Here is an 18,273-nt window from a genome sequence, read left to right on the forward strand (position 1 = left end):
CGCCGGAGCCTGTGGCTCGGAAACCGAACACGAGGCCTCCTACTCACCTGTCACTCGCAACTTCTTGAAGGCAGTAAATATCCTTGGCACTGGGGAAGTGCTAGAGGCTGCCCACGATCATTGCCGGTGTGTATCCGTCGGTTGGCCTGTTCATACCGTCACCGGCGTAGAACCAGAGGCTGCCGTCTGAACGGCGCCCGAGGATGTCGGGTTTGCCGTCGTTGTTATTGTCCCCGGCTCCAAGGATCTGGTCATAGACGTCCCATCCGGTTCCTACTTGCCGGGCGTTTTGGTAGGTGTTGGTGCCGTTACCGGCGTAGAACCAGAGTGTGCCGTCCGGTCGCCTGGCCATGAGATCAGGCTTGGTGTCGCCATTGAAGTCACCGGTATTGATGAGCTGGTCGTAGATCTGCCAGCCGCTACCGATTTTCTGCCCGAGCCTGTAACCGCCGGTGCCGTCGCCTGCGTAGGACCACAGTGATCCATCTGGCTGGCGGGCGATTATGTCTGGTATTCCGTCCGCATTGGTGTCTCCTGCTCCTTGTATGGTGTCGAAGATCTGCCAGCCGGTCCCTATTTGTCGTGCTGGTTGAAAATTGCCGGCGCCGTTTCCTGCATAGAACCAAAGTGTCCCGTCTGGTCGACGGGCGATGAGGTCAGCTTTTCCGTCCCGGTTGGAATCGCCGATGCCCACAATGGCGTCATATATGTTCCATCCATTTCCGATGAGTCGGCTGGCCTGGTAGCCCCCGGAGCCCGTGCCACTGTTTAGCCACAATGACCCATCAGTCCGCCGAGTAACCAGGTCGGGTCGACCGTCCCCATCCAGATCGCCGACGTTCGTCAGACCATTTTGACTGTCAGGGCTCGAGCCTAGAGGCATTGCCGGTGTGTATCCGTCGGTTGGCCTGTTCATACCGTCACCGGCGTAGAACCAGAGGCTGCCGTCTGAACGGCGCCCGAGGATGTCGGGTTTGCCGTCGTTGTTATTGTCCCCGGCTCCAAGGATCTGGTCATAGACGTCCCATCCGGTTCCTACTTGCCGGGCGTTTTGGTAGGTGTTGGTGCCGTTACCGGCGTAGAACCAGAGTGTGCCGTCCGGTCGCCTGGCCATGAGATCAGGCTTGGTGTCGCCATTGAAGTCACCGGTATTGATGAGCTGGTCGTAGATCTGCCAGCCGCTACCGATTTTCTGCCCGAGCCTGTAACCGCCGGTGCCGTCGCCTGCGTAGGACCACAGTGATCCATCTGGCTGGCGGGCGATTATGTCTGGTATTCCGTCCGCATTGGTGTCTCCTGCTCCTTGTATGGTGTCGAAGATCTGCCAGCCGGTCCCTATTTGTCGTGCTGGTTGAAAATTGCCGGCGCCGTTTCCTGCATAGAACCAAAGTGTCCCGTCTGGTCGACGGGCGATGAGGTCAGCTTTTCCGTCCCGGTTGGAATCGCCGATGCCCACAATGGCGTCATATATGTTCCATCCATTTCCGATGAGTCGGCTGGCCTGGTAGCCCCCGGAGCCCGTGCCACTGTTTAGCCACAATGACCCATCAGTCCGCCGAGTAACCAGGTCGGGTCGACCATCCCCATCCAAATCGCCGACTCTTGAGATTGCGAAAGGCGCTGAAATAATAGTCGAAGCAAAGGCCCTGAGGCCGGCATAGTCCCCATTCCACACGTTGGAGTCTCCCGCGAATGGCCCAGTACTGCTGTACTGCCAGATGCTGTGGTAGCCCCAACTGGCTGGCAGTACACCGGGCGACGATGAGGGCGACAAGAAGTAGGATGCGATCCAAAGGGGGTAGTCCCCGAACGCAGCAGAGTTATCCGTGCATTGTGTCCACCAGTCGGTGGTTGAGTAAATCACCGGCAGGCGTCCTGTCAGTGCCGCCATCGTGGACCCGAAGTCTTGAATCCAAGCTGTCATCTGGCTCGGTGTCATGCCATAACATGTGGCACCGTACGGGTTGTACTCGATATCCAATACGGGCGGCATCGTGTAGCCGTCTGCACTCCAACCGCCTCCATTGTTGACGAAGAAGCGCGCTTGGTCAGCGCCGGACGACGATGAAGGGTTGGCGAAGTGGTAGGCGCCTCGAATCATGCCAACATTTCGTGCTCCCTGATACTGGGAACTAAACAGTTCGTTCGTATAGTAGGTGCCTTCTGACGCCTTGACGTAGGCAAACCGGGCGCCCTTGTTCCACTCGCCTTGCCAATCTACGTTAGGTTGCCATTTGCTGACGTCCAGTCCAAGGACACCCGTTGCAGGGGTCCACGTGCTTTCCGTGGACAAAGATTCGGTAGATAATCCGGAACCCGCTGCGACTGCAGAATCGCGCAGCACCCGAGCGGAACGCTGCCCCATTTGCGCGCCGCCGGCCGCGAGAAGCTTCTGCATAGATAACTTGTCAGCCGTCGAGGGTGCCGACGAGACGACCCCAGCGGGAGCTGGCGACGGTGTCGGTGACGCAGATATGGGGGCCGTGGAAGTTGGTGTGGATGAAGATTGAGACGCGGTCGCTGAAGGAAGCACCTGCGCCGGCTCCGGACTAACGGAAGGGGATGGCGTTGGCGATGGGCCGGATTCAACGGCGACCGCGACTCCGCTTAGACCTGGGCTTCCCAGCAGGGAGCAGACGAGGATGATCAGCCCGAACGATTTCAGGACTGGGCGACGGGACTGAGACAGGTTCCGCTTCATATTTGCTCCGGAGACAATGTGGCGCTTCCCCAAGCGCCCCTTTGGATACTGCTCAGATGCTTCCCCAGGAAGTCACCTGATAGTGCTATTTCGATAAATAACGCGCTCACCATAGCACTGGTGTTACTGGCGGAACCAGTGATTCCAGTGTTGCTTATGTGAATCCTGCCTTCTTCTTTGGCGAATCCTTAGGTCTCCCGCGCTCATTCTTGAGGAACCGCCGTTGTCCACAGGCCCACCCATATGACTTGGCAGCGTGGTGTAGTCTCCCTAGGCTGTATCCCAGTCGCGCTGCCTCCGACGGAGGCGGCATTTGTATGGGGGAACATATGGACGCGCTGGGAATAGTCGAGGACGAGGTCCGCGAACTTATCCGCCGCCGCGGATTGGATCCGCTCAAGCAAGTGGGTGAAGTCCGGCGCCTGGTAGAGGCTGCGGTCACCGACTACGACGAACGCGCATTGTTGGGCCCGCTTCCTCCCATCGGGGCCACTGGACGCAGCGCGCAGATTCCTGTTCGACGCGGTTGCAGGGTTCGGCGTACTCCAACCGCTGCTCGACGATCCGTCGATAGAAGAGATCTGGCTCAACGCGCCAAACGAAATTTTTGTTGCGCGCAATGGCGAGTCCGAGCTGACGTCATTGAGCCTTACCGAGCAGCAGGTGCGTGACCTCGTGGAGCAAATGCTGAAAAGCTCAGGCAGGCGCTTGGACATGTCCTCGCCCTTCGTCGATGCTGCCCTGCCTGACGGGTCCAGGCTTCACGTCGTCATCCCAGACATCACCCGCCGCCACTGGGCGGTCAACATCCGAAAATTCGTGGTGAAGGCGAGCCGGCTCGAGCACCTGGTTGAGCTCGGAACGCTGACGCACCAATCCGCGCGGTTCCTCGGGGCTGCGGTATCCAGTGGCCTGAACATCCTGGTATCCGGCGCAACACAGGCCGGCAAGACGACCATGCTGAACTGCTTGGCGGCCAGCATCGGTAGCCGGGAGCGCGTGATCACGGTTGAAGAAATCTTCGAACTCCAATTTCCGTTGCGCGATGTCGTCGGACTCCAGTGCCGGCAACCCAACCTGGAGGGCGAAGGCGAGATCCCGCTACGGCGCCTTGTTAAGGAAGCCCTTCGGATGCGTCCCGACCGGCTGGTGGTGGGGGAGGTCCGCGAAGCCGAGAGCCTGGATATGCTCATCGCACTGAATTCAGGGTTACCCGGGATGTGTACCGTCCACGCAAACTCCGCTCACGACGCCGTCACCAAGATTTGTACGCTGCCGTTGCTGGCCGGTGAGAACATCTCCAGCGCCTTCGTGGTGCCCACCGTCGCGTCCTGCATCGATCTCGTCGTGCACTGCAGCAGACAGACCGACGGGCGGCGGCAGGTCACGCAGATCCTCTCGCTGGGGCGCCGTGTGGAAAACGGCATCATCGAATCCTCTCTGGTCTTCTCCCTGGAGAACGGCGTCCTGCAGCCCAGGGCGAACGCGATGCCTGCCGCGGAAAAATTCTCCCGGGCAGGATACGACGTCGCCGCACTTTTGGATGCAAGATGATTTCCGCGCTGTTGGGAGCCGCGGCCGGGGTGGGCCTGTTCCTCATCTGGTGGTCCTGCTGGGAGACCCCTGACCCAAGGCTTCGGGTGCGGAAGCCCGGGCGGATAGGGGACCTGCTCGCTGCCGCCGGCGTCGAAAAAGTATCGGCCCGGGGTTTGGTCGGGACCTGCCTGGGTCTGGGACTGTTCGTTGCCCTTGTCTTCTTCGCGCTCAGCCGTTCATGGCCAATTGCCGGCTGCTTCGGCCTTTTCGGAGCATGGCTGCCAATCACGCTGCTCCGCTGGCGGGCACGAAAAAGGACTGCGCTGCTCAGCCAGCTCTGGCCCGACGTCGTTGATCACCTTCGCTCGGCAATCCGCGCTGGCCTCCCGCTGCCTGAAGCCCTCATCCAACTTGGCGACAAAGGACCCGAGGAACTCCGGCCACTGTTCCGCGAGTTCGGGGCCGATTACCGTGCTGGCGGCCAATTCGACGGCTCCCTCAACAAGCTCAAACACCGCCTTGCCGATCCCGTCGCAGACCGCATCGTCGAAGCCCTGCGCCTCACCCGAGAAGTGGGTGGCTCCGATCTGGGCCGACTGCTCGGCACGTTGGGAGAATTCCTCCGTGAAAGCGCCCGCACACGCAGTGAGTTGGAAGCGCGGCAGTCCTGGACGATCAACGCGGCCCGGCTTGCTGTGGCCGCACCGTGGATCGTGATGATCCTCCTGGCAACCAGGCCCGAAGCGATCCAGGCCTACAACACGCCGGTGGGCGCGGCAGTCCTGCTTGGGGGCCTGATCGTCTCACTCATTTGCTACACCGTCATGTTGAAGATCGGCGCCCTGCCCCAGGACGAAAGGGTGCTCCGATGATGGTGGTCCCGCCCGCAGCCGTGGTCTGTGGGATCGGCCTGGGCATCGGATTGTGGCTGGTGCTCTTCAGGTCTCCGCCGATGCGCGCCATGACGCTCGCTGAACGGATCGAGCCACAACTCAAATCGCAGAACCTTGAGTCGCGGCTCTTGAACGCGGGCGTACAGAACCTGACACCATTTGGCCCACTGGAACGGATTCTCCGTCCAATCTTCCGCGACTGGTTCTCCGCGCTGGGCCGTCTGAACCCCTCGCCGGGAGCCACGGAGCGGCGGCTGGCCCAGGCGGGGATCACCAAGTCGTCCATTGACTTCCGAGCGGAACAACTGCTGTGGGCAGCTGCCGGTTTTGCCATCGCCCTGACAGCCATACTCGTGGGAGCCGCCGTGGGCAGGTTCAGCCCGATCTTTGCGGCCGCCGCAATTATTGGCAGCGCAGCGGGAGGTTTTGTATTGCGGGACTACTGGCTGGGCGCCCAGGTCCGACGCCGGGAGGCACGCATGATGGCCGAATTTCCCAGCCTGGCGGAGCTGATGGCCCTGGCCGTGAGCGCAGGAGAAAGCGCGACGGGTGCACTGGAACCGGGTCTGCAGGAGCGCCAACGGGGAGCTGTCCAAGGAATTTGCGAAGATCCTCGCGGAGACCAGGGCAGGCAAACCCCTCATCCTCGCGCTGGAGGAGTTTTCGGCACGCACTGACCTTGCGCCGCTGGTCAGGTTCGTTGACGGCATCATCGTCGCAGTGAATAGGGGAACCCCTCTCGCGGAAGTGCTCCGTGCCCAGGCCCAGGATGTCCGTGATTCGGCCAAGCGGGACCTGATGGAAGCGGCGGGCAAGAAGGAAATAGCAATGATGGTGCCGCTGGTCTTCGGGGTACTTCCGCTGACGGTGGTATTCGCCGTATTCCCCGGTATTGCGGCGATCAATTTGGGCTTCTGAGGGCTGCGGGCCAAATGCACAGTGCAGCAGCTCGCAAAAACACCGTACTAACCAGGAAAGGACTCAACATGAAAAATATGGGGAACCGGCTCGTGGTGTTGTTTATCGGAATGGCTGCCCTGTGGCAGTTTGAAATTGCCCGCGCCCAGGGAGCCGGCACCGATCCGACGGGGCCAAGAGCGATAACCCCGAGCGTGGCGACGTGCCCGGATGGGTAATGATTACACTCATGTCCGCCGTCCTCGTGGCGGCTCTCCTGGCGCTCGCCGGGCCGGCCCTCGAAGCCATGTTCAATCAGGCAATGGACAAAGTGGGGAACTGATCCATGGCACGATCCGCTCCACGGCCCGGGGTGCAGCCCGGGCTGCCCCGGGAGGGGGAGCGGGGCTCGGCCGTCGTGGACTTCGTGCTGGTCGGCGGGCTGCTCACGATGTTCTTCCTCGCGATCATCCAACTGACCCTGGTCCTTCACGTCCGGAACACGCTCATCGACGCCGCTGCCTCCGGTGCCCGGTACGGGACTTTGGCAGACCGCAACGCCGCCGACGCGGAGCAACGGACCCGCAGCCTCATCGGGATGGCCCTGAACTCCGGGTTTGCGGAGCAGATCAGCACCCGGGAAGTGAATCTGCAAGGGATGCGCACGCTGGAAGTTACCGTCCGGTCACCACTGCCTGTGATTGGCCTGATTGGTCCGCGGGACATGTTGGAGGTGAAAGGGCATGCCGCACTCCAACGGTGATTCGTCCGCCCCGGCTAAGCCGCCCGTCAGGTTCCGCATCAGGAGAAGGCTCGCGGAAGCGCTCTGCCGGGAACCGGCCGGGGACGCCGGGCAGCCCCCGCGAAATGCAAACGCCTCCGGCCTGGTGATCCAGCAGCGGCTGCACCGAGAGCGCCTGCAACGGCACTCAAGCGAGCTCGAACGGGGGAGCGCGGTCGTCGAGTTCACATTCCTGGCACTCCTGCTGATGGTCCCGCTGGTGTATTTCGTCATCACCGTGGGTCAGATCCAGGGAGGCTCCTTCGCCGTGGTGGGCGCCGCAGACCAGGCAGCAAAGGTGTACGTTGCCCAGCCCGACGCCGGCACCGCGCAGGCGGCCGCAGAGCGGGCAGTATTCCTGGCTCTTTCCGATTTTGGGCATGAACCAGGGCGGGCAAACATGACGACAAGCTGTGAACCAGCAGACTGCAACGCTGCAGGCAGTGCCGTCACGGTGACAGTCAGCCTCAACGTGCCGCTGCCGTTCCTCCCCTTTGCGGACGGACTCTCCGCCACGGAAGTGCAGGCCTCCGCCACCCAACTGGTGGGGCGATACCGTTGACGCCCAAAAAGCAAAATGGCGAGAGCGGCCAGCTGATGGTAATGATCGTCGGCTACGTGGCCCTGGCCTTGCTGGTGGCAACGGTCGTCATCGGAATATCCGCCGTCTACGTGGAGCACAAGCGGCTCCTGTCGCTGGCGGACGGAGCATCGCTGGCCGCAGCCGACAGCTACACACTCGGCGATGTCTCATCACAGGGTGGAACCCCATCTGCTGTCCTCAACCCCGCCCGTGTCCGGAACGTCGCAGTCGACTTCCTCGACAGGAGTCCCGCCTCGCAACGGTTCTCCAGCCTTGCCGTCGCCGGCGGGACGGGCTCGCCGGATGGTTCGACCGCCGTCGTGGTCCTCACCGCCGCCGTGCACCCGCCCGTGGTGAACTTCCTGATGCCCGACGGAATCCGCATCGAGGCGACGTCCACGGCACGCTCCCGGCTGAGCCGCTAATGCCTGACCCCGTGATCCAGTCCCCGCCTACCGACAGCGGCCGGGCCGTGTGGCCCCGATAGCGTAGGGTTAAACCACCATGGCCAATATTGATTTTTCCGCTGAAATCCGCGCCCTTCGCGCCACCTATGAGTCCATCGAACGTGTCTCCGAGGTGGATGCACTCCGTGAAGACATCGCCGAACTCAGCGAGCGGGCAGGGGAGCCGAACCTGTGGGACGACCCCGCAGCCGCGCAGAAGATTACCTCCAGGCTCTCCCACCGACAGTCCGAGCTGGAACGCCTCACCTCCCTGGCCGCCCGGATCGACGATCTTGAAGTGCTGGTGGAGCTCGGCCAAGACGAGGACGACGCCGACTCGATGGGGGAGGCGGCAGCCGAGCTCGAATCCATCAAGAAGGCCCTCAAGGACCTGGAAGTGGTCACCCTGCTGTCCGGCGAGTACGACGAGCGCGAAGCCGTGGTTTCCATTCGTGCGGGCGCGGGCGGAGTGGACGCGGCAGATTTCGCCGAGATGCTGATGCGCATGTACCTTCGCTGGGCCGAGCGGCACGGTTACCCCACGACGGTCATGGACACCTCGTACGCCGAGGAAGCCGGCTTGAAATCGGCCACCTTCGAAGTCAAGGCGCCCTACGCCTTTGGCACCCTCAGCGTTGAAGCCGGAACCCACCGCCTGGTCCGCATCAGCCCCTTCGACAACCAGGGCCGGCGCCAGACGTCGTTCGCGGCCGTGGAAGTCATCCCGCTGATCGAACAGACCGATTCCATCGACATCCCGGACAACGAAATCAGGGTCGATGTATTCCGCTCGTCCGGCCCCGGCGGCCAGTCGGTCAACACCACCGACTCCGCGGTGCGCCTCACCCATATCCCCACGGGCACCGTCGTTTCCATGCAGAACGAGAAGTCTCAGCTCCAAAACCGGGCCGCCGCCATGCGCGTGCTGCAATCCCGGCTCCTCCTCCTCAAGAAGGAACAGGAGGACGCGGAGAAGAAGGCCTTGGCCGGGGACGTTAAAGCCTCCTGGGGCGACCAGATGCGTTCCTACGTCCTCAACCCGTACCAGATGGTCAAAGACCTGCGTACCGAGCACGAGGTGGGCAACACGTCGGCCGTGTTCGACGGCGAGATCGACGACTTCATCGACGCCGGCATCCGCTGGCGCACCGACAACCGCAACGCCGAAAAGTAGCGGACGGCCTCCCCGCCGCAATCGGATCCGGCGACACGCCCCCGAAAGCCCGCCAAAGCACCGGGCATCCTGCGTATAGTCGAGGGGCCGGGGCCCTACTTCCCCCAAACGAAAACCCGTGCACCGGCTGCAGAACTGGGCTGCATCAGAACAATCAGCCATGCCCTGCAGGGTACTTAGGGCCATGATCCGATTCGAAAATGTCACCAAGGTCTACGACCAAAAAGCCCGGCCTGCGCTGGACTCCGTCAACCTTGAGATTGATCGGGGCGAATTCGCCTTCCTGGTGGGTGCCTCCGGCTCCGGAAAATCCACCTTCCTCCGGCTGGTGCTGAAGGAAGACCGTGCAACAGAGGGCGCCGTCTACGTCGCCGGCCAAAACGTCGCCAGGATTTCGAGTTGGCGCGTGCCGCGCCTGCGCCGCGGCATCGGCGTCGTCTTCCAGGACTTCCGCCTCCTGCCGCAAAAGAATGTCTTCGCCAACGTGGCGTTCGCCATGCAGGTCATCGGCAAGAGCCGCAGCGTCATCCGCGACACCGTCCCCGAGGTCCTCAAGACGGTTGGCCTCGAAGGCAAGGAACACCGCATGCCGCACGAGCTGTCCGGCGGCGAGCAGCAGCGCGTGGCCATAGCGCGGGCCGTGGTCAACCGCCCCGGAATCCTCCTGGCCGACGAACCCACCGGAAACCTGGACCCCACCACATCCATGGGCATCATGGGCGTGCTGGACAAAATCAACCAAAACGGAACCACCGTGGTGATGGCCACCCACGACGACGACATCGTCAACGAGATGCGCAAGCGGGTTGTCGAGCTCAAGAACGGCGTGGTGATCCGCGACGAAGCCAGGGCCCTGTACACCTCCGTGATCCCCGTCGTCGGCCAGTCCAGGCGGCTCAAGGACGCCAGCGGCAGGGAAGCGGTCGACGACGGCCTGCCGGGCAACGGTGCCGAAGGTGAGGCACGATAATGAGGCTTGCGTTCATCCTCTCCGAGATCGGCAGCGGCCTGCGCCGCAACCTTTCCATGGTGGTCTCGGTCATCCTGGTGACGTTCGTGTCCCTCACGTTTGTGGGCGCCGCCGGAATGCTCCAGATGCAGATCAACCAGATGAAGGGGTACTGGTACGACAAGGTCCAGGTGGCCATCTTCCTGTGCAGCGACGGTTCGACGGCGCCGGGTTGCGTGTCCGGGCCGGTCACCCCCGAGCAGCAGCAGGGCCTGAACGCGCTCCTGGAGTCACCTGCCGTGGCGCAGTACATCAACGACTTCCAGTTCGAATCCCGGGACGAGGCCTACAAACACTTCAAGGACCAGTTCTCGAACTCGCCGATTGTTGACTCCGTAACCCCGGACCAGCTGCCGGCGTCATTCCGGATCAACATGAAGGACCCGGAGAAATACCAGATCATCAGCGAGACCTTCTCCTCCCAGCCGGGCGTGGAGACCGTGATCGACCAGCGCCAGCTCCTCGAACGCCTCTTCTCTGTGATGAACGGCGCCTCCCTCGTAGCGGTAAGCATCGCCGGTGTGATGATCGTCTGCGCGATCCTGCTGATCGCCACCACTATCCGGCTCTCCGCATTCAGCAGGCGCCGGGAAACCGGGATCATGCGGCTCGTGGGCGCGTCAAAGACCGTGATCCAGCTGCCCTTCATCCTTGAAGGGGTCATCGCCGCGGTCATCGGCGCTGCGCTGGCCTCCGGCACGCTCTGGGCAGTGGCGCAGTTCTTCCTGGGTGACTACATGTCCCGCCAGTACCCGGACACCGCCTTCATTTCCTCCGGCCAGACACTGATCCTCGCTCCGGCGCTGCTGATCCTTGGCGGATCCTTGGCAGGAATTTCGTCTCTCTTGACCCTTCGCAGATATTTGCGCGTTTAGGCTATGCAAACCGACCAAGGAATGCTCATGAACGTAACCGATCAAACCTCTCCACGCCGCCGGTTCCGCCGGGGGCGGGCGTCTGCCCGCCGCATGGGGATCGTCAGCGGTGTACTGGCCGTCATCCTTTCCGCCGGGATGGCCGTCGCGACTCCCGTGGCGTTCGCGGACGACCTTGAAGACCGCAAGGCCGCGCTTGAGGCCGAAGCCGCCCGTGTCCAGGCCTCCCTTGAGTTCGTCGATTCCAGGATCGCCAAGGCCGCCGGTGACCTGGTGATCTACCAGGGCCAGCTGCCAGGCGCGCAGCAGGCCCTCCTTGACGCGCAAGGCCGCGTGGCCAGCGCGGTGAAAGAATCGGAAGCCCTGGCTGCCCGGGTTGACATGGCACAGCAGAACAAGGCCAAGATCACCCAGCAGCTCGAAACTGACAAGCAGAAGATCGCCGACACCAAGAAGCTGATCGGCCAGATCGCCACCCAGGCCTACAAGTCCGGTGGCGTGCCCTCCAACCTCTCGCTCTTCTTCGGGTCCAACGGCGGCGGCAGCCTGACCGACACCATGGACCTCGCCGACCAGGCCATGCGCAGCCAGAATGCGGCCATGGACAAGCTCAGCCAGCAGAACGCCACCAACGTCAATTCCGAGGCCCGGCTGCAGGCTGTGGAAGCGGAAATCAAGGACCTCAAGGCCAAGGCCGACGCCGCCTTGGAACGCGAGAAGGCCGCCCGTGACGAAGCCGCGGCCAAAAAAGCCCAGGTTGACCAGCTGATCGCCGACACCTCCCGCCTCGATGCGGAGCTGCAGGCGGCCAAACCTGGCATCCAGGCCCAGCTCGCGGGCGTCCAGGCCAACCAGAACCAGGTGGCCAACGAAATCGCTGAACGCGACCGGAAGGCCCGCGAGGCATGGGAAGCGGAACAACGCAGGCAAGCCGAGGCTGCCGCAGCCGCCGCTGCCGCCGCAGCGGCGGCAGCGAACCGGCCTGCCCCGCCCGCCCAGCCGTACGTTCCGCCCGCAGCAGGATCGCCGTCGGCCTTTGGTCTTCGCCATCCCTTCGATGGCAGCATCCCCATCACCTCAGGCTTTGGCTACCGCACCACCCCGCCGGGCACCATCGACTTTTACGGGACCGGCGGATATATGCACACCGGCATCGACTTCGGCGCCGCCTGCGGTACCCCCGTTTACGCTGCGGCTGCCGGGGAAGTCTTCAGCTCAGGCTGGAACTCCGCCGACGGCGGCGGCTGGCGCGTCAAGATCGACCACGGCGTGGTGCAGGGCAACACCCTGACCACCATCTACTACCACAACTCCAGCATCGTGGTGTCGAATGGACAAAGGGTCGCGCAAGGGCAGCTGATTGCCTATTCCGGCAGCACCGGCAACTCCACCGGCTGCCACGCCCACTTTGAAACCTGGCTTAACGGCCGCGCCGTTGACCCCATGGGGCTGCTCTAAGGGCGTCCAGCCCCTGCCGTAGACTGGTATAGCTCCGTGCCGCGGGCGCGGAGCAGCCAAACCTGAACCTGAGGAGTTTCCCCGTGCCTAAAGAAAGTGGCCGTAAGGTGGTGGCCACCAATCGCAAGGCCCGGCATGACTACCACGTGCTGGACACCTACGAGGCCGGCATCGCCCTGATGGGCACAGAAGTCAAGTCCCTCCGGGAGGGCCACGCCTCCATGGTGGACGGATTCTGCACGTTCTACAACGACGAACTGTGGATGGAAGCCATCCACATTCCCGAGTACAACCAGGGAAGCTGGACCAACCATGCTGCCCGCCGCCGGCGCAAGTTGCTGCTGCACCGCGAGGAGCTCATCAAGATCTCCCACAAGGTGCGGGAATCGGGGTACACCATTGTTCCGCTGCAGTTGTACTTCGTGGACGGGCGCGCAAAGGTCGAAATCGGCGTGGCCCGCGGCAAGCGCGAATACGACAAGCGGCAGACGCTGCGGGAGCAGCAGGACAACCGCGAGGCCCAACGCGAGATGCGCGAACGCAACCGGCGCCGTTAGGAATTATTTCCGCAGGGCATGCGTTAGTATTGATAGTCCGGCAGGCTTGCCAGCCGGTTTGGTAACAAAATACGGGGATGATCGGTTTCGACGATGTTAGTCGCGACAGGTGAAGCGGGCCGAGGATGCAGAATTATCTCGTAAACGCTGTCTGCAAACCAATAAGTGCCAATTCTAAGCGCACTGACTTCGCTCTTGCTGCCTAAGCAGTAAGACAGTCCGTCAGCCCGAGGCTGCTATCGCCCCGGATCCTGGCGTCATTTAGATAGCCACTGCTGTTTACTCCCGTCACCGGAGTAAACGGGACTTTTAGGTGACTGGGCCCGGATCAGCCAGCTGTTTGCAGCATGGCTGGGGCCGAGAAAATCCGACGCAAACTGCGCCCGGAGAAGCCCTGACAACACGACATCGGACGGGGGTTCAATTCCCCCCATCTCCACCCTCGGAAAAGGCCGGGACATCCCAACGGATGTCCCGGCCTTTTCCGCAACGCCGCGGTCCCAGGACCGGGGCGTTTTTCGTTGCCCTCCCGCCACCACGGCACCCGGGCCTAAATGCTCTAGCGGCATACCCGCGCACGCCGCTACCTTCGACTGTATGCACAACGACCCGCCGCAGACGCCCACTGAACTCCTGGACGCAGGCAGTTGCTGGGACCTCCTCCGCGGTGTCTCGGTTGGCCACCTTGCCGTATTCGTCAATGGCTACCCGGAGGTCTTTCCGGTCAACTACAAGGTGGACCAGCAGTCGCTCGTCTTCCGCACGGGCGAAGGTACCAAGCTGCGCGCCGCCGGTGGGCCACTCGCCGTCGCGCTTGAGGCCGACGGCCACGACGAAGTCAAAGCCTGGAGCGTCCTGGTCAAGGGAAAAGCCGTCATCCTGGAACCCTCAGATGAACTCCTCGCCGGAGCGGGCCTCACCCTGTTTCCCTGGCAGGCGGGCGAGAAGGACCACTTCGTCCGGATCGTGCCCACCTCGGTGACCGGCAGGCGCTTCACCATCACGTCGCCGCTGACCTGGTGGAACCATGTGGGGCACGGCACCCGGCAGGACACCGCATAGGCCATGGAAACCGCGGGCGGGCCCAACGGCCCTGTCCGGGATACCGTGCGTGCTGGTACCACTGACCTATGATCGGGTCGCCAACCGCCGCTGCCGCCAAGCCCCCATTCGACGCCGTCATCTTCGACCTGGACGGAGTGGTCACCAACACGGCACTGCTCCACCAGGCTGCATGGAAAGATGCGTTCGACCGCATCTTCCAGGACCCGCGGATGCCCGCCGGCGCCAACCGCGCCCCGCTGACCCGGGCGGAGTACCTCACCTTCATCGATGGCATGCCGCGGGAGGAAGGAGTGGTCCGGTTCCTGGCCGCGAGGGGGGTGGAGATCGGCAGGGGAGCCGGGACCGATGAACCGGGAGCCTGGACGGGCTTTGGCCTGGGCGCCTGGAAAAACGAATTGTTCCTCCAGCGCCTGCGCCAGGACGGGGTGCAAAGCTACCCGGGAACGCTGCAGTTGCTGCAGCGACTTGCCGGTGCGGCGGTCCCCACTGCTGTGGTTACCTCAAGCCGCAACGCCGAACTGGTCCTGGAAGCCGCAGGCATCCAGGACCAGTTCACGGTGGTCATGGATGGTACGACGGCGGCAGGGCTCGGTTTACGGGGAAAACCGGCACCGGACGTCTTTCTCGCCGCCGCCGCCAAGCTGGGCGTCGCACCGCCACACGCCGTGGTGATTGAGGATTCGGCGGCGGGGGTGCAGGCCGGCCGCCGGGGCGGCTTCGGCCTGGTGGTCGGAATCGACCGCAGCGGCAGCCGCCGCGAATTGGAGGCCGCCGGCGCCAGTACCGTCCTGAATGACGTGGGTGAGCTGGACCTGGGACTGGTCATCGGCAACGCCTGGCACCTCGTTTACGAAGGAGTCGACGCCGGGCACGAAGGACACCGGGAAGCCCTGACCACCCTGGGCAACGGCTACATGGGCGTCCGGGGGGCGGCACCCGAAGGTGGCCCTTTCAGCTATGCGGGCATGTACCTGGCCGGCGTATACAACCGGGTCACGGTCAAGGCTGCCGACGAGACGCTGCTCGAAGAGCACATGGTCAACGCGCCCGACTGCCTCCCCCTGGACCTCCGGATCGCCGGACTGCAGTGGTGGTCGGACGGCGGCCTGGCGGTGGTGCGTGAGCGCCGGGTCCTGGACCTCAGGCGCGCCGTGCTGGAACGGCGCCTGCTGCTCGAAGGCGCGGACCGGCGTCGCATGGAGGTGGTCCAGATCCGATTCGTGTCCATGGCCGAACCCCACCTGCTGGCCCTCGAGACCACCATCACCGCCCTGGGGTGGAGCGGCGCCGTGGAAGTGCGCAGCGGCGTCAACGCCGGCGTCCGCAACGCAAACCTGCCCGAGCGCGCCCAAGGCTCTGACATCCACCTGGCAGACCGGACGCAACCGCGGGGCACCGCCGCCGAGCTGCCCCCGGACGCGCCCTCCGTCGTCGAAGTGGAGACCACCCAAAGCCTTATCCGCATCGCTGCCGCATACCGTACGCGCATCTCCGTGGACGCGGACGCGGTTGAGGACGGCGGCAGCGGGCCCTTCCACTACCGGACCTTCCGGCTCTCCCTCACTGCGGGTATCCCTGTAAGGCTGACCAAGACGGTAGCGGTGGTGACGTCCCGCGACCGGGCCATTTCCTCCCCGGAAACCGGTGCCCGCGCAGTGTTGGAACGCGCCGGCGATGCCTTCCCCCGACTCCTGGCATCCCACGAGGAAGCCTGGCGGCGGGAACTGCGGCCGTTCCTCGTGGAGATCGACGCGCCGGTCCAGGTACGCTTGGTCCTCAACCTGCATATCTTCCATCTCCTGCAGACATTGACGCACCACACGGCCGAACTGGACGCCGGCGTCACCGCGCGTGGACTGCACGGCGAAGGTTATCGCGGACACGTCTTCTGGGACGAGCTGTTCGTCCTGCCGGTGCTCACGTCAAGGACTCCCGTGGTTGCCCGCTCCGTAATTGAGTACAGATGGCGCCGGCTGCCAGCCGCCCGGCACGCCGCCGCCGCGGAAGGGCTGGCGGGGGCGAAGTTTCCGTGGCAGAGCGGCAGCGACGGGACCGAGGAGACGCCAAAGTGGTTGTACAACGACAGGTCAGGCAGGTGGGTCCGGGACTACTCCCATCTCCAGGTCCACGCAGGCCTCGCGGTGGCTTTTAACGCCTGGCAGTACTTCCAGGCCACCGGCGACAGGATCTGGCTCCTCCAAAAGGGTGCGGAGCTGGTGATCGAAGTGGCCCGTTTCTTCCGGTCCCTGGCGGACCACGACCCACGGGATGGCAGGTATCACCTGCGTGGCGTTGTGGGCCCGGATGAATATCACACGGGCTATCCCGGCCGCACCGAACCGGGCCTGGACGATAACGCCTATACCAACGTCATGGCGGCGTGGGTGTGCCTTCAGGCGGCGGAAATCCTTCGGTTCCTGCACGGCAGCGAGCGCGCCGGGCTGATGGAATCACTCGGCGTTGCCGAAGAGGAGGCAGCCGGCTGGCAAGCCATGGGCGCCGGAATGTACGTTCCGTTCCACGGCGACGGCGTCATCAGCCAGTTCGAGGGATATGAGCAACTGAGGGAACTGGACTGGGAGCACTACCGCGACGCGTACGGCGACATTGAGCGGCTGGACCTGATCCTTGAAGCCGAAGGGGACGGAACGAACGGCTACAAGCTGGCAAAGCAGGCCGACGTCCTGATGCTTCCCTATCTCCTGGGCCACGAAGGCCTTCGCGGTATCCTCCAGCGCCTGGACTACGGTTTCACGAGGGAACAACTCAACCGGACCATCGAGTACTACCTGTCCAGGACGGCGCACGGCTCCACGTTGAGCCGTGTGGCCCACGCCTCCGTCCTGGCCGGGGTGGACGCCGACCGTGCCTGGGACAGTTTCCGGGAAGCGCTCGACGCCGACCTCGACGACACCCAGCACGGCACCACGCGCACTGGTATCCATTTGGGCGCCATGGGAGGAACCATCGACGTGGTTCAACGCAGCTTTGCCGGACTGCGCTTCAGCGGGGACAGCATCCTGTTCGCCCCCAACCTGCCAACACGGCTCCGCGCCGTTGCCTTCGAGGTCCTCTACCGGGGACATCGGCTGCGGGTCCACCTCAAGGACGGGCAGATGAGCATCGCCTCCGCCCCCGGGGACGCCGGCCCTATCACGGTGCATGTGGATGGCGCCGACGTCGTCCTGCTTCCCGGCCACACCCGTCAATTCCCGTTGCCTGTCAAAGCCCCGAGAGCGGCGGCATCATGAAGCGGTTGGGGATCTTGACAAGCGGTGGTGACTGCCCCGGGACGAACGCCGTCATCCGGGGTGCGGTGCTGGGCGGCGACGTCGCCCACGGTTACGAATTCCTGGGTTTCCGCGACGGGTGGCGGGGCGTGCTGGAAGACGATTTTCTTCCGTTGCCCAGAACTGCTGTCCGCGGGATCTCGCGCCTGGGCGGGACCATCCTGGGGACATCGCGGACCAACCCGCTCGCCGGTGGCGGTATCGACGCAGTGCGTGCCGGCTTCCAGCGCAACCAGCTGGAAGGCCTCATCGCCATCGGGGGAGAAGGCACCCTGGCGGCCGCCCGGGAATTGTGCGGACAAGGCCTCAACGTACTGGGTGTCCCAAAAACCATCGACAACGACCTGGGCGCCACGGATTACACCTTTGGCTTCGACACCGCCGTCCAGACAGCCACCGAGGCGATTGACCGGTTGCGGACCACGGGCGAATCGCACCACCGGTGCATGATCGCCGAGGTCATGGGCCGCAACGCGGGCTGGATAGCACTGCATTCCGGGATGGCTTCCGGTGCGCATGCCATCCTGATACCGGAACATCCTGTCTCAATCGAGCAGGTCTCCGCCTGGGTTCTCTCGGCACGCGACCGCGGCAGGGCTCCGCTGGTGGTGGTGGCCGAGGCCTTCGCGCCGGAGGGAAACCAGGCACCGTATGCACCCCGGGGACTTGATACCTTCGGCCGGCCGCGCCTCGGCGGAATCGGGCTGCTGCTGGAGGAACAGTTGCAGGAACGGACCGGAATCGAAACCCGTGCCACCGTGCTGGGCCATATCCAACGCGGCGGCGAGCCCACGGGTTTTGACCGGGTGCTTGCCACCAGGCTGGGCCTGGCCGCCGTCGGATCGGCGGCTGCCGGACGATGGGGCACCATGGTTTCGCTCCGTGGCACGGACATCGTGAACGTCGGCCTGGATGAGGCCCTCGGGGAACTTAAGCGGGTCCCCGAGGCCCGCTACCGGGAAGCCGCGGTCCTGTTCGGGTGAGGCGGCCGGTGGCTCGAACGGGCCG

The 18,273-nt window shown here is 63.8% G+C and carries 13 protein-coding genes, 1 other RNA gene and 2 pseudogenes; 15 read left to right on the forward strand and 1 reads right to left on the reverse strand.

From position 1 onward, the window contains the following. Positions 1 to 100: 100 nt before the first annotated feature. Positions 101 to 2,398, reverse strand: coding sequence for a GH25 family lysozyme (locus QF050_RS11330; RefSeq protein WP_308930517.1), 2,298 nt, complete (start codon positions 2,396 to 2,398; stop codon positions 101 to 103). Positions 2,399 to 3,030: 632 nt separating this feature from the next. Between QF050_RS11330 and QF050_RS11335 the strand changes: the two are divergent. The 15 genes and pseudogenes from QF050_RS11335 (at position 3,031) to QF050_RS11405 (ending at position 18,248) form a co-directional block, all read left to right on the forward strand. Further along, positions 3,031 to 4,255, forward strand: a pseudogene (locus QF050_RS11335) (CpaF family protein). Beyond that, a complete protein-coding gene (locus tag QF050_RS11340; protein WP_308930518.1) occupies positions 4,252 to 5,109 on the forward strand; it encodes a type II secretion system F family protein in 858 nt (285 codons plus the stop codon). Before QF050_RS11335 ends, QF050_RS11340 begins: the two are co-directional and overlap by 4 nt. Beyond that, positions 5,106 to 6,048 (forward strand): annotated as a pseudogene (locus QF050_RS11345) (type II secretion system F family protein). Before QF050_RS11340 ends, QF050_RS11345 begins: the two are co-directional and overlap by 4 nt. A 325-nt stretch (positions 6,049 to 6,373) precedes the next feature. Beyond that, a complete protein-coding gene (locus QF050_RS11350) occupies positions 6,374 to 6,790 on the forward strand; it encodes a pilus assembly protein (RefSeq protein WP_308930519.1) in 417 nt (138 codons plus the stop codon). Beyond that, positions 6,771 to 7,370 carry a hypothetical protein gene (locus tag QF050_RS11355; RefSeq protein WP_308930520.1) on the forward strand — a complete coding sequence of 200 codons (600 nt, stop codon included), beginning with the start codon at positions 6,771 to 6,773 and terminating at the stop codon, positions 7,368 to 7,370. Before QF050_RS11350 ends, QF050_RS11355 begins: the two co-directional genes overlap by 20 nt. 35 nt (positions 7,371 to 7,405) lie before the next feature. Beyond that, a complete protein-coding gene (locus QF050_RS11360) occupies positions 7,406 to 7,816 on the forward strand; it encodes a pilus assembly protein TadG-related protein (protein ID WP_308930521.1) in 411 nt (136 codons plus the stop codon). A gap of 79 nt (positions 7,817 to 7,895) precedes the next feature. Continuing rightward, the gene (gene prfB / locus QF050_RS11365) at positions 7,896 to 9,011 is read left to right on the forward strand and encodes a peptide chain release factor 2 (RefSeq protein ID WP_308930522.1); all 1,116 of its coding nucleotides are present in this window, start codon (positions 7,896 to 7,898) and stop codon (positions 9,009 to 9,011) included. Between the two features lie 184 nt (positions 9,012 to 9,195). Beyond that, the gene (ftsE, locus tag QF050_RS11370; RefSeq protein WP_308930523.1) at positions 9,196 to 9,981 is read left to right on the forward strand and encodes a cell division ATP-binding protein FtsE; all 786 of its coding nucleotides are present in this window, start codon (positions 9,196 to 9,198) and stop codon (positions 9,979 to 9,981) included. After that, positions 9,981 to 10,895: a permease-like cell division protein FtsX gene (ftsX, locus tag QF050_RS11375; RefSeq protein ID WP_308930524.1), complete on the forward strand. Its 915-nt coding sequence runs from the start codon at positions 9,981 to 9,983 to the stop codon at positions 10,893 to 10,895. Before ftsE ends, ftsX begins: the two co-directional genes overlap by 1 nt. 27 nt (positions 10,896 to 10,922) lie before the next feature. Continuing rightward, complete coding sequence (locus tag QF050_RS11380) at positions 10,923 to 12,353, forward strand: peptidoglycan DD-metalloendopeptidase family protein (RefSeq protein ID WP_308930525.1); 1,431 nt, start codon at positions 10,923 to 10,925, stop codon at positions 12,351 to 12,353. Positions 12,354 to 12,436: 83 nt separating this feature from the next. Continuing rightward, positions 12,437 to 12,910: an SsrA-binding protein SmpB gene (smpB, locus tag QF050_RS11385; protein ID WP_050054575.1), complete on the forward strand. Its 474-nt coding sequence runs from the start codon at positions 12,437 to 12,439 to the stop codon at positions 12,908 to 12,910. Positions 12,911 to 12,983: 73 nt separating this feature from the next. Continuing rightward, positions 12,984 to 13,352: a transfer-messenger RNA gene (gene ssrA, locus QF050_RS11390) on the forward strand. A 155-nt stretch (positions 13,353 to 13,507) separates the two neighbouring features. After that, a complete protein-coding gene (locus QF050_RS11395) occupies positions 13,508 to 13,972 on the forward strand; it encodes a pyridoxamine 5'-phosphate oxidase family protein (protein ID WP_308930526.1) in 465 nt (154 codons plus the stop codon). 68 nt (positions 13,973 to 14,040) lie between these two features. Next, entirely contained in the window at positions 14,041 to 17,226 is a 3,186-nt protein-coding gene (locus tag QF050_RS11400; protein WP_308930527.1) for an HAD-IA family hydrolase, read from the forward strand. Continuing rightward, complete coding sequence (locus QF050_RS11405) at positions 17,223 to 18,248, forward strand: ATP-dependent 6-phosphofructokinase (protein WP_308930528.1); 1,026 nt, start codon at positions 17,223 to 17,225, stop codon at positions 18,246 to 18,248. Before QF050_RS11400 ends, QF050_RS11405 begins: the two co-directional genes overlap by 4 nt. The last annotated feature ends 25 nt before the right edge of the window (positions 18,249 to 18,273 follow it).

The sequence above is a fragment of the Arthrobacter sp. SLBN-112 genome (genome assembly GCF_030944625.1).
In the GTDB taxonomy this organism is placed as follows: Bacteria; Actinomycetota; Actinomycetes; order Actinomycetales; family Micrococcaceae; genus Arthrobacter.

Excerpts from the sequence above, each read along its gene's own strand:
- QF050_RS11330 (WP_308930517.1), bottom strand. The coding sequence starts at position 2,398 with ATGCAGAAGCTTCTCGCGGCCGGCGGCGCGCAAATGGGGCAGCGTTCC.
- QF050_RS11340 (WP_308930518.1), top strand. The coding sequence starts at position 4,252 with ATGATTTCCGCGCTGTTGGGAGCCGCGGCCGGGGTGGGCCTGTTCCTC.
- QF050_RS11350 (WP_308930519.1), top strand. The coding sequence starts at position 6,374 with ATGGCACGATCCGCTCCACGGCCCGGGGTGCAGCCCGGGCTGCCCCGG.
- QF050_RS11355 (WP_308930520.1), top strand. The coding sequence starts at position 6,771 with ATGCCGCACTCCAACGGTGATTCGTCCGCCCCGGCTAAGCCGCCCGTC.
- QF050_RS11360 (WP_308930521.1), top strand. The coding sequence starts at position 7,406 with ATGGTAATGATCGTCGGCTACGTGGCCCTGGCCTTGCTGGTGGCAACG.
- prfB (WP_308930522.1), top strand. The coding sequence starts at position 7,896 with ATGGCCAATATTGATTTTTCCGCTGAAATCCGCGCCCTTCGCGCCACC.
- ftsE (WP_308930523.1), top strand. The coding sequence starts at position 9,196 with ATGATCCGATTCGAAAATGTCACCAAGGTCTACGACCAAAAAGCCCGG.
- ftsX (WP_308930524.1), top strand. The coding sequence starts at position 9,981 with ATGAGGCTTGCGTTCATCCTCTCCGAGATCGGCAGCGGCCTGCGCCGC.
- QF050_RS11380 (WP_308930525.1), top strand. The coding sequence starts at position 10,923 with ATGAACGTAACCGATCAAACCTCTCCACGCCGCCGGTTCCGCCGGGGG.
- QF050_RS11395 (WP_308930526.1), top strand. The coding sequence starts at position 13,508 with ATGCACAACGACCCGCCGCAGACGCCCACTGAACTCCTGGACGCAGGC.
- QF050_RS11400 (WP_308930527.1), top strand. The coding sequence starts at position 14,041 with ATGATCGGGTCGCCAACCGCCGCTGCCGCCAAGCCCCCATTCGACGCC.
- QF050_RS11405 (WP_308930528.1), top strand. The coding sequence starts at position 17,223 with ATGAAGCGGTTGGGGATCTTGACAAGCGGTGGTGACTGCCCCGGGACG.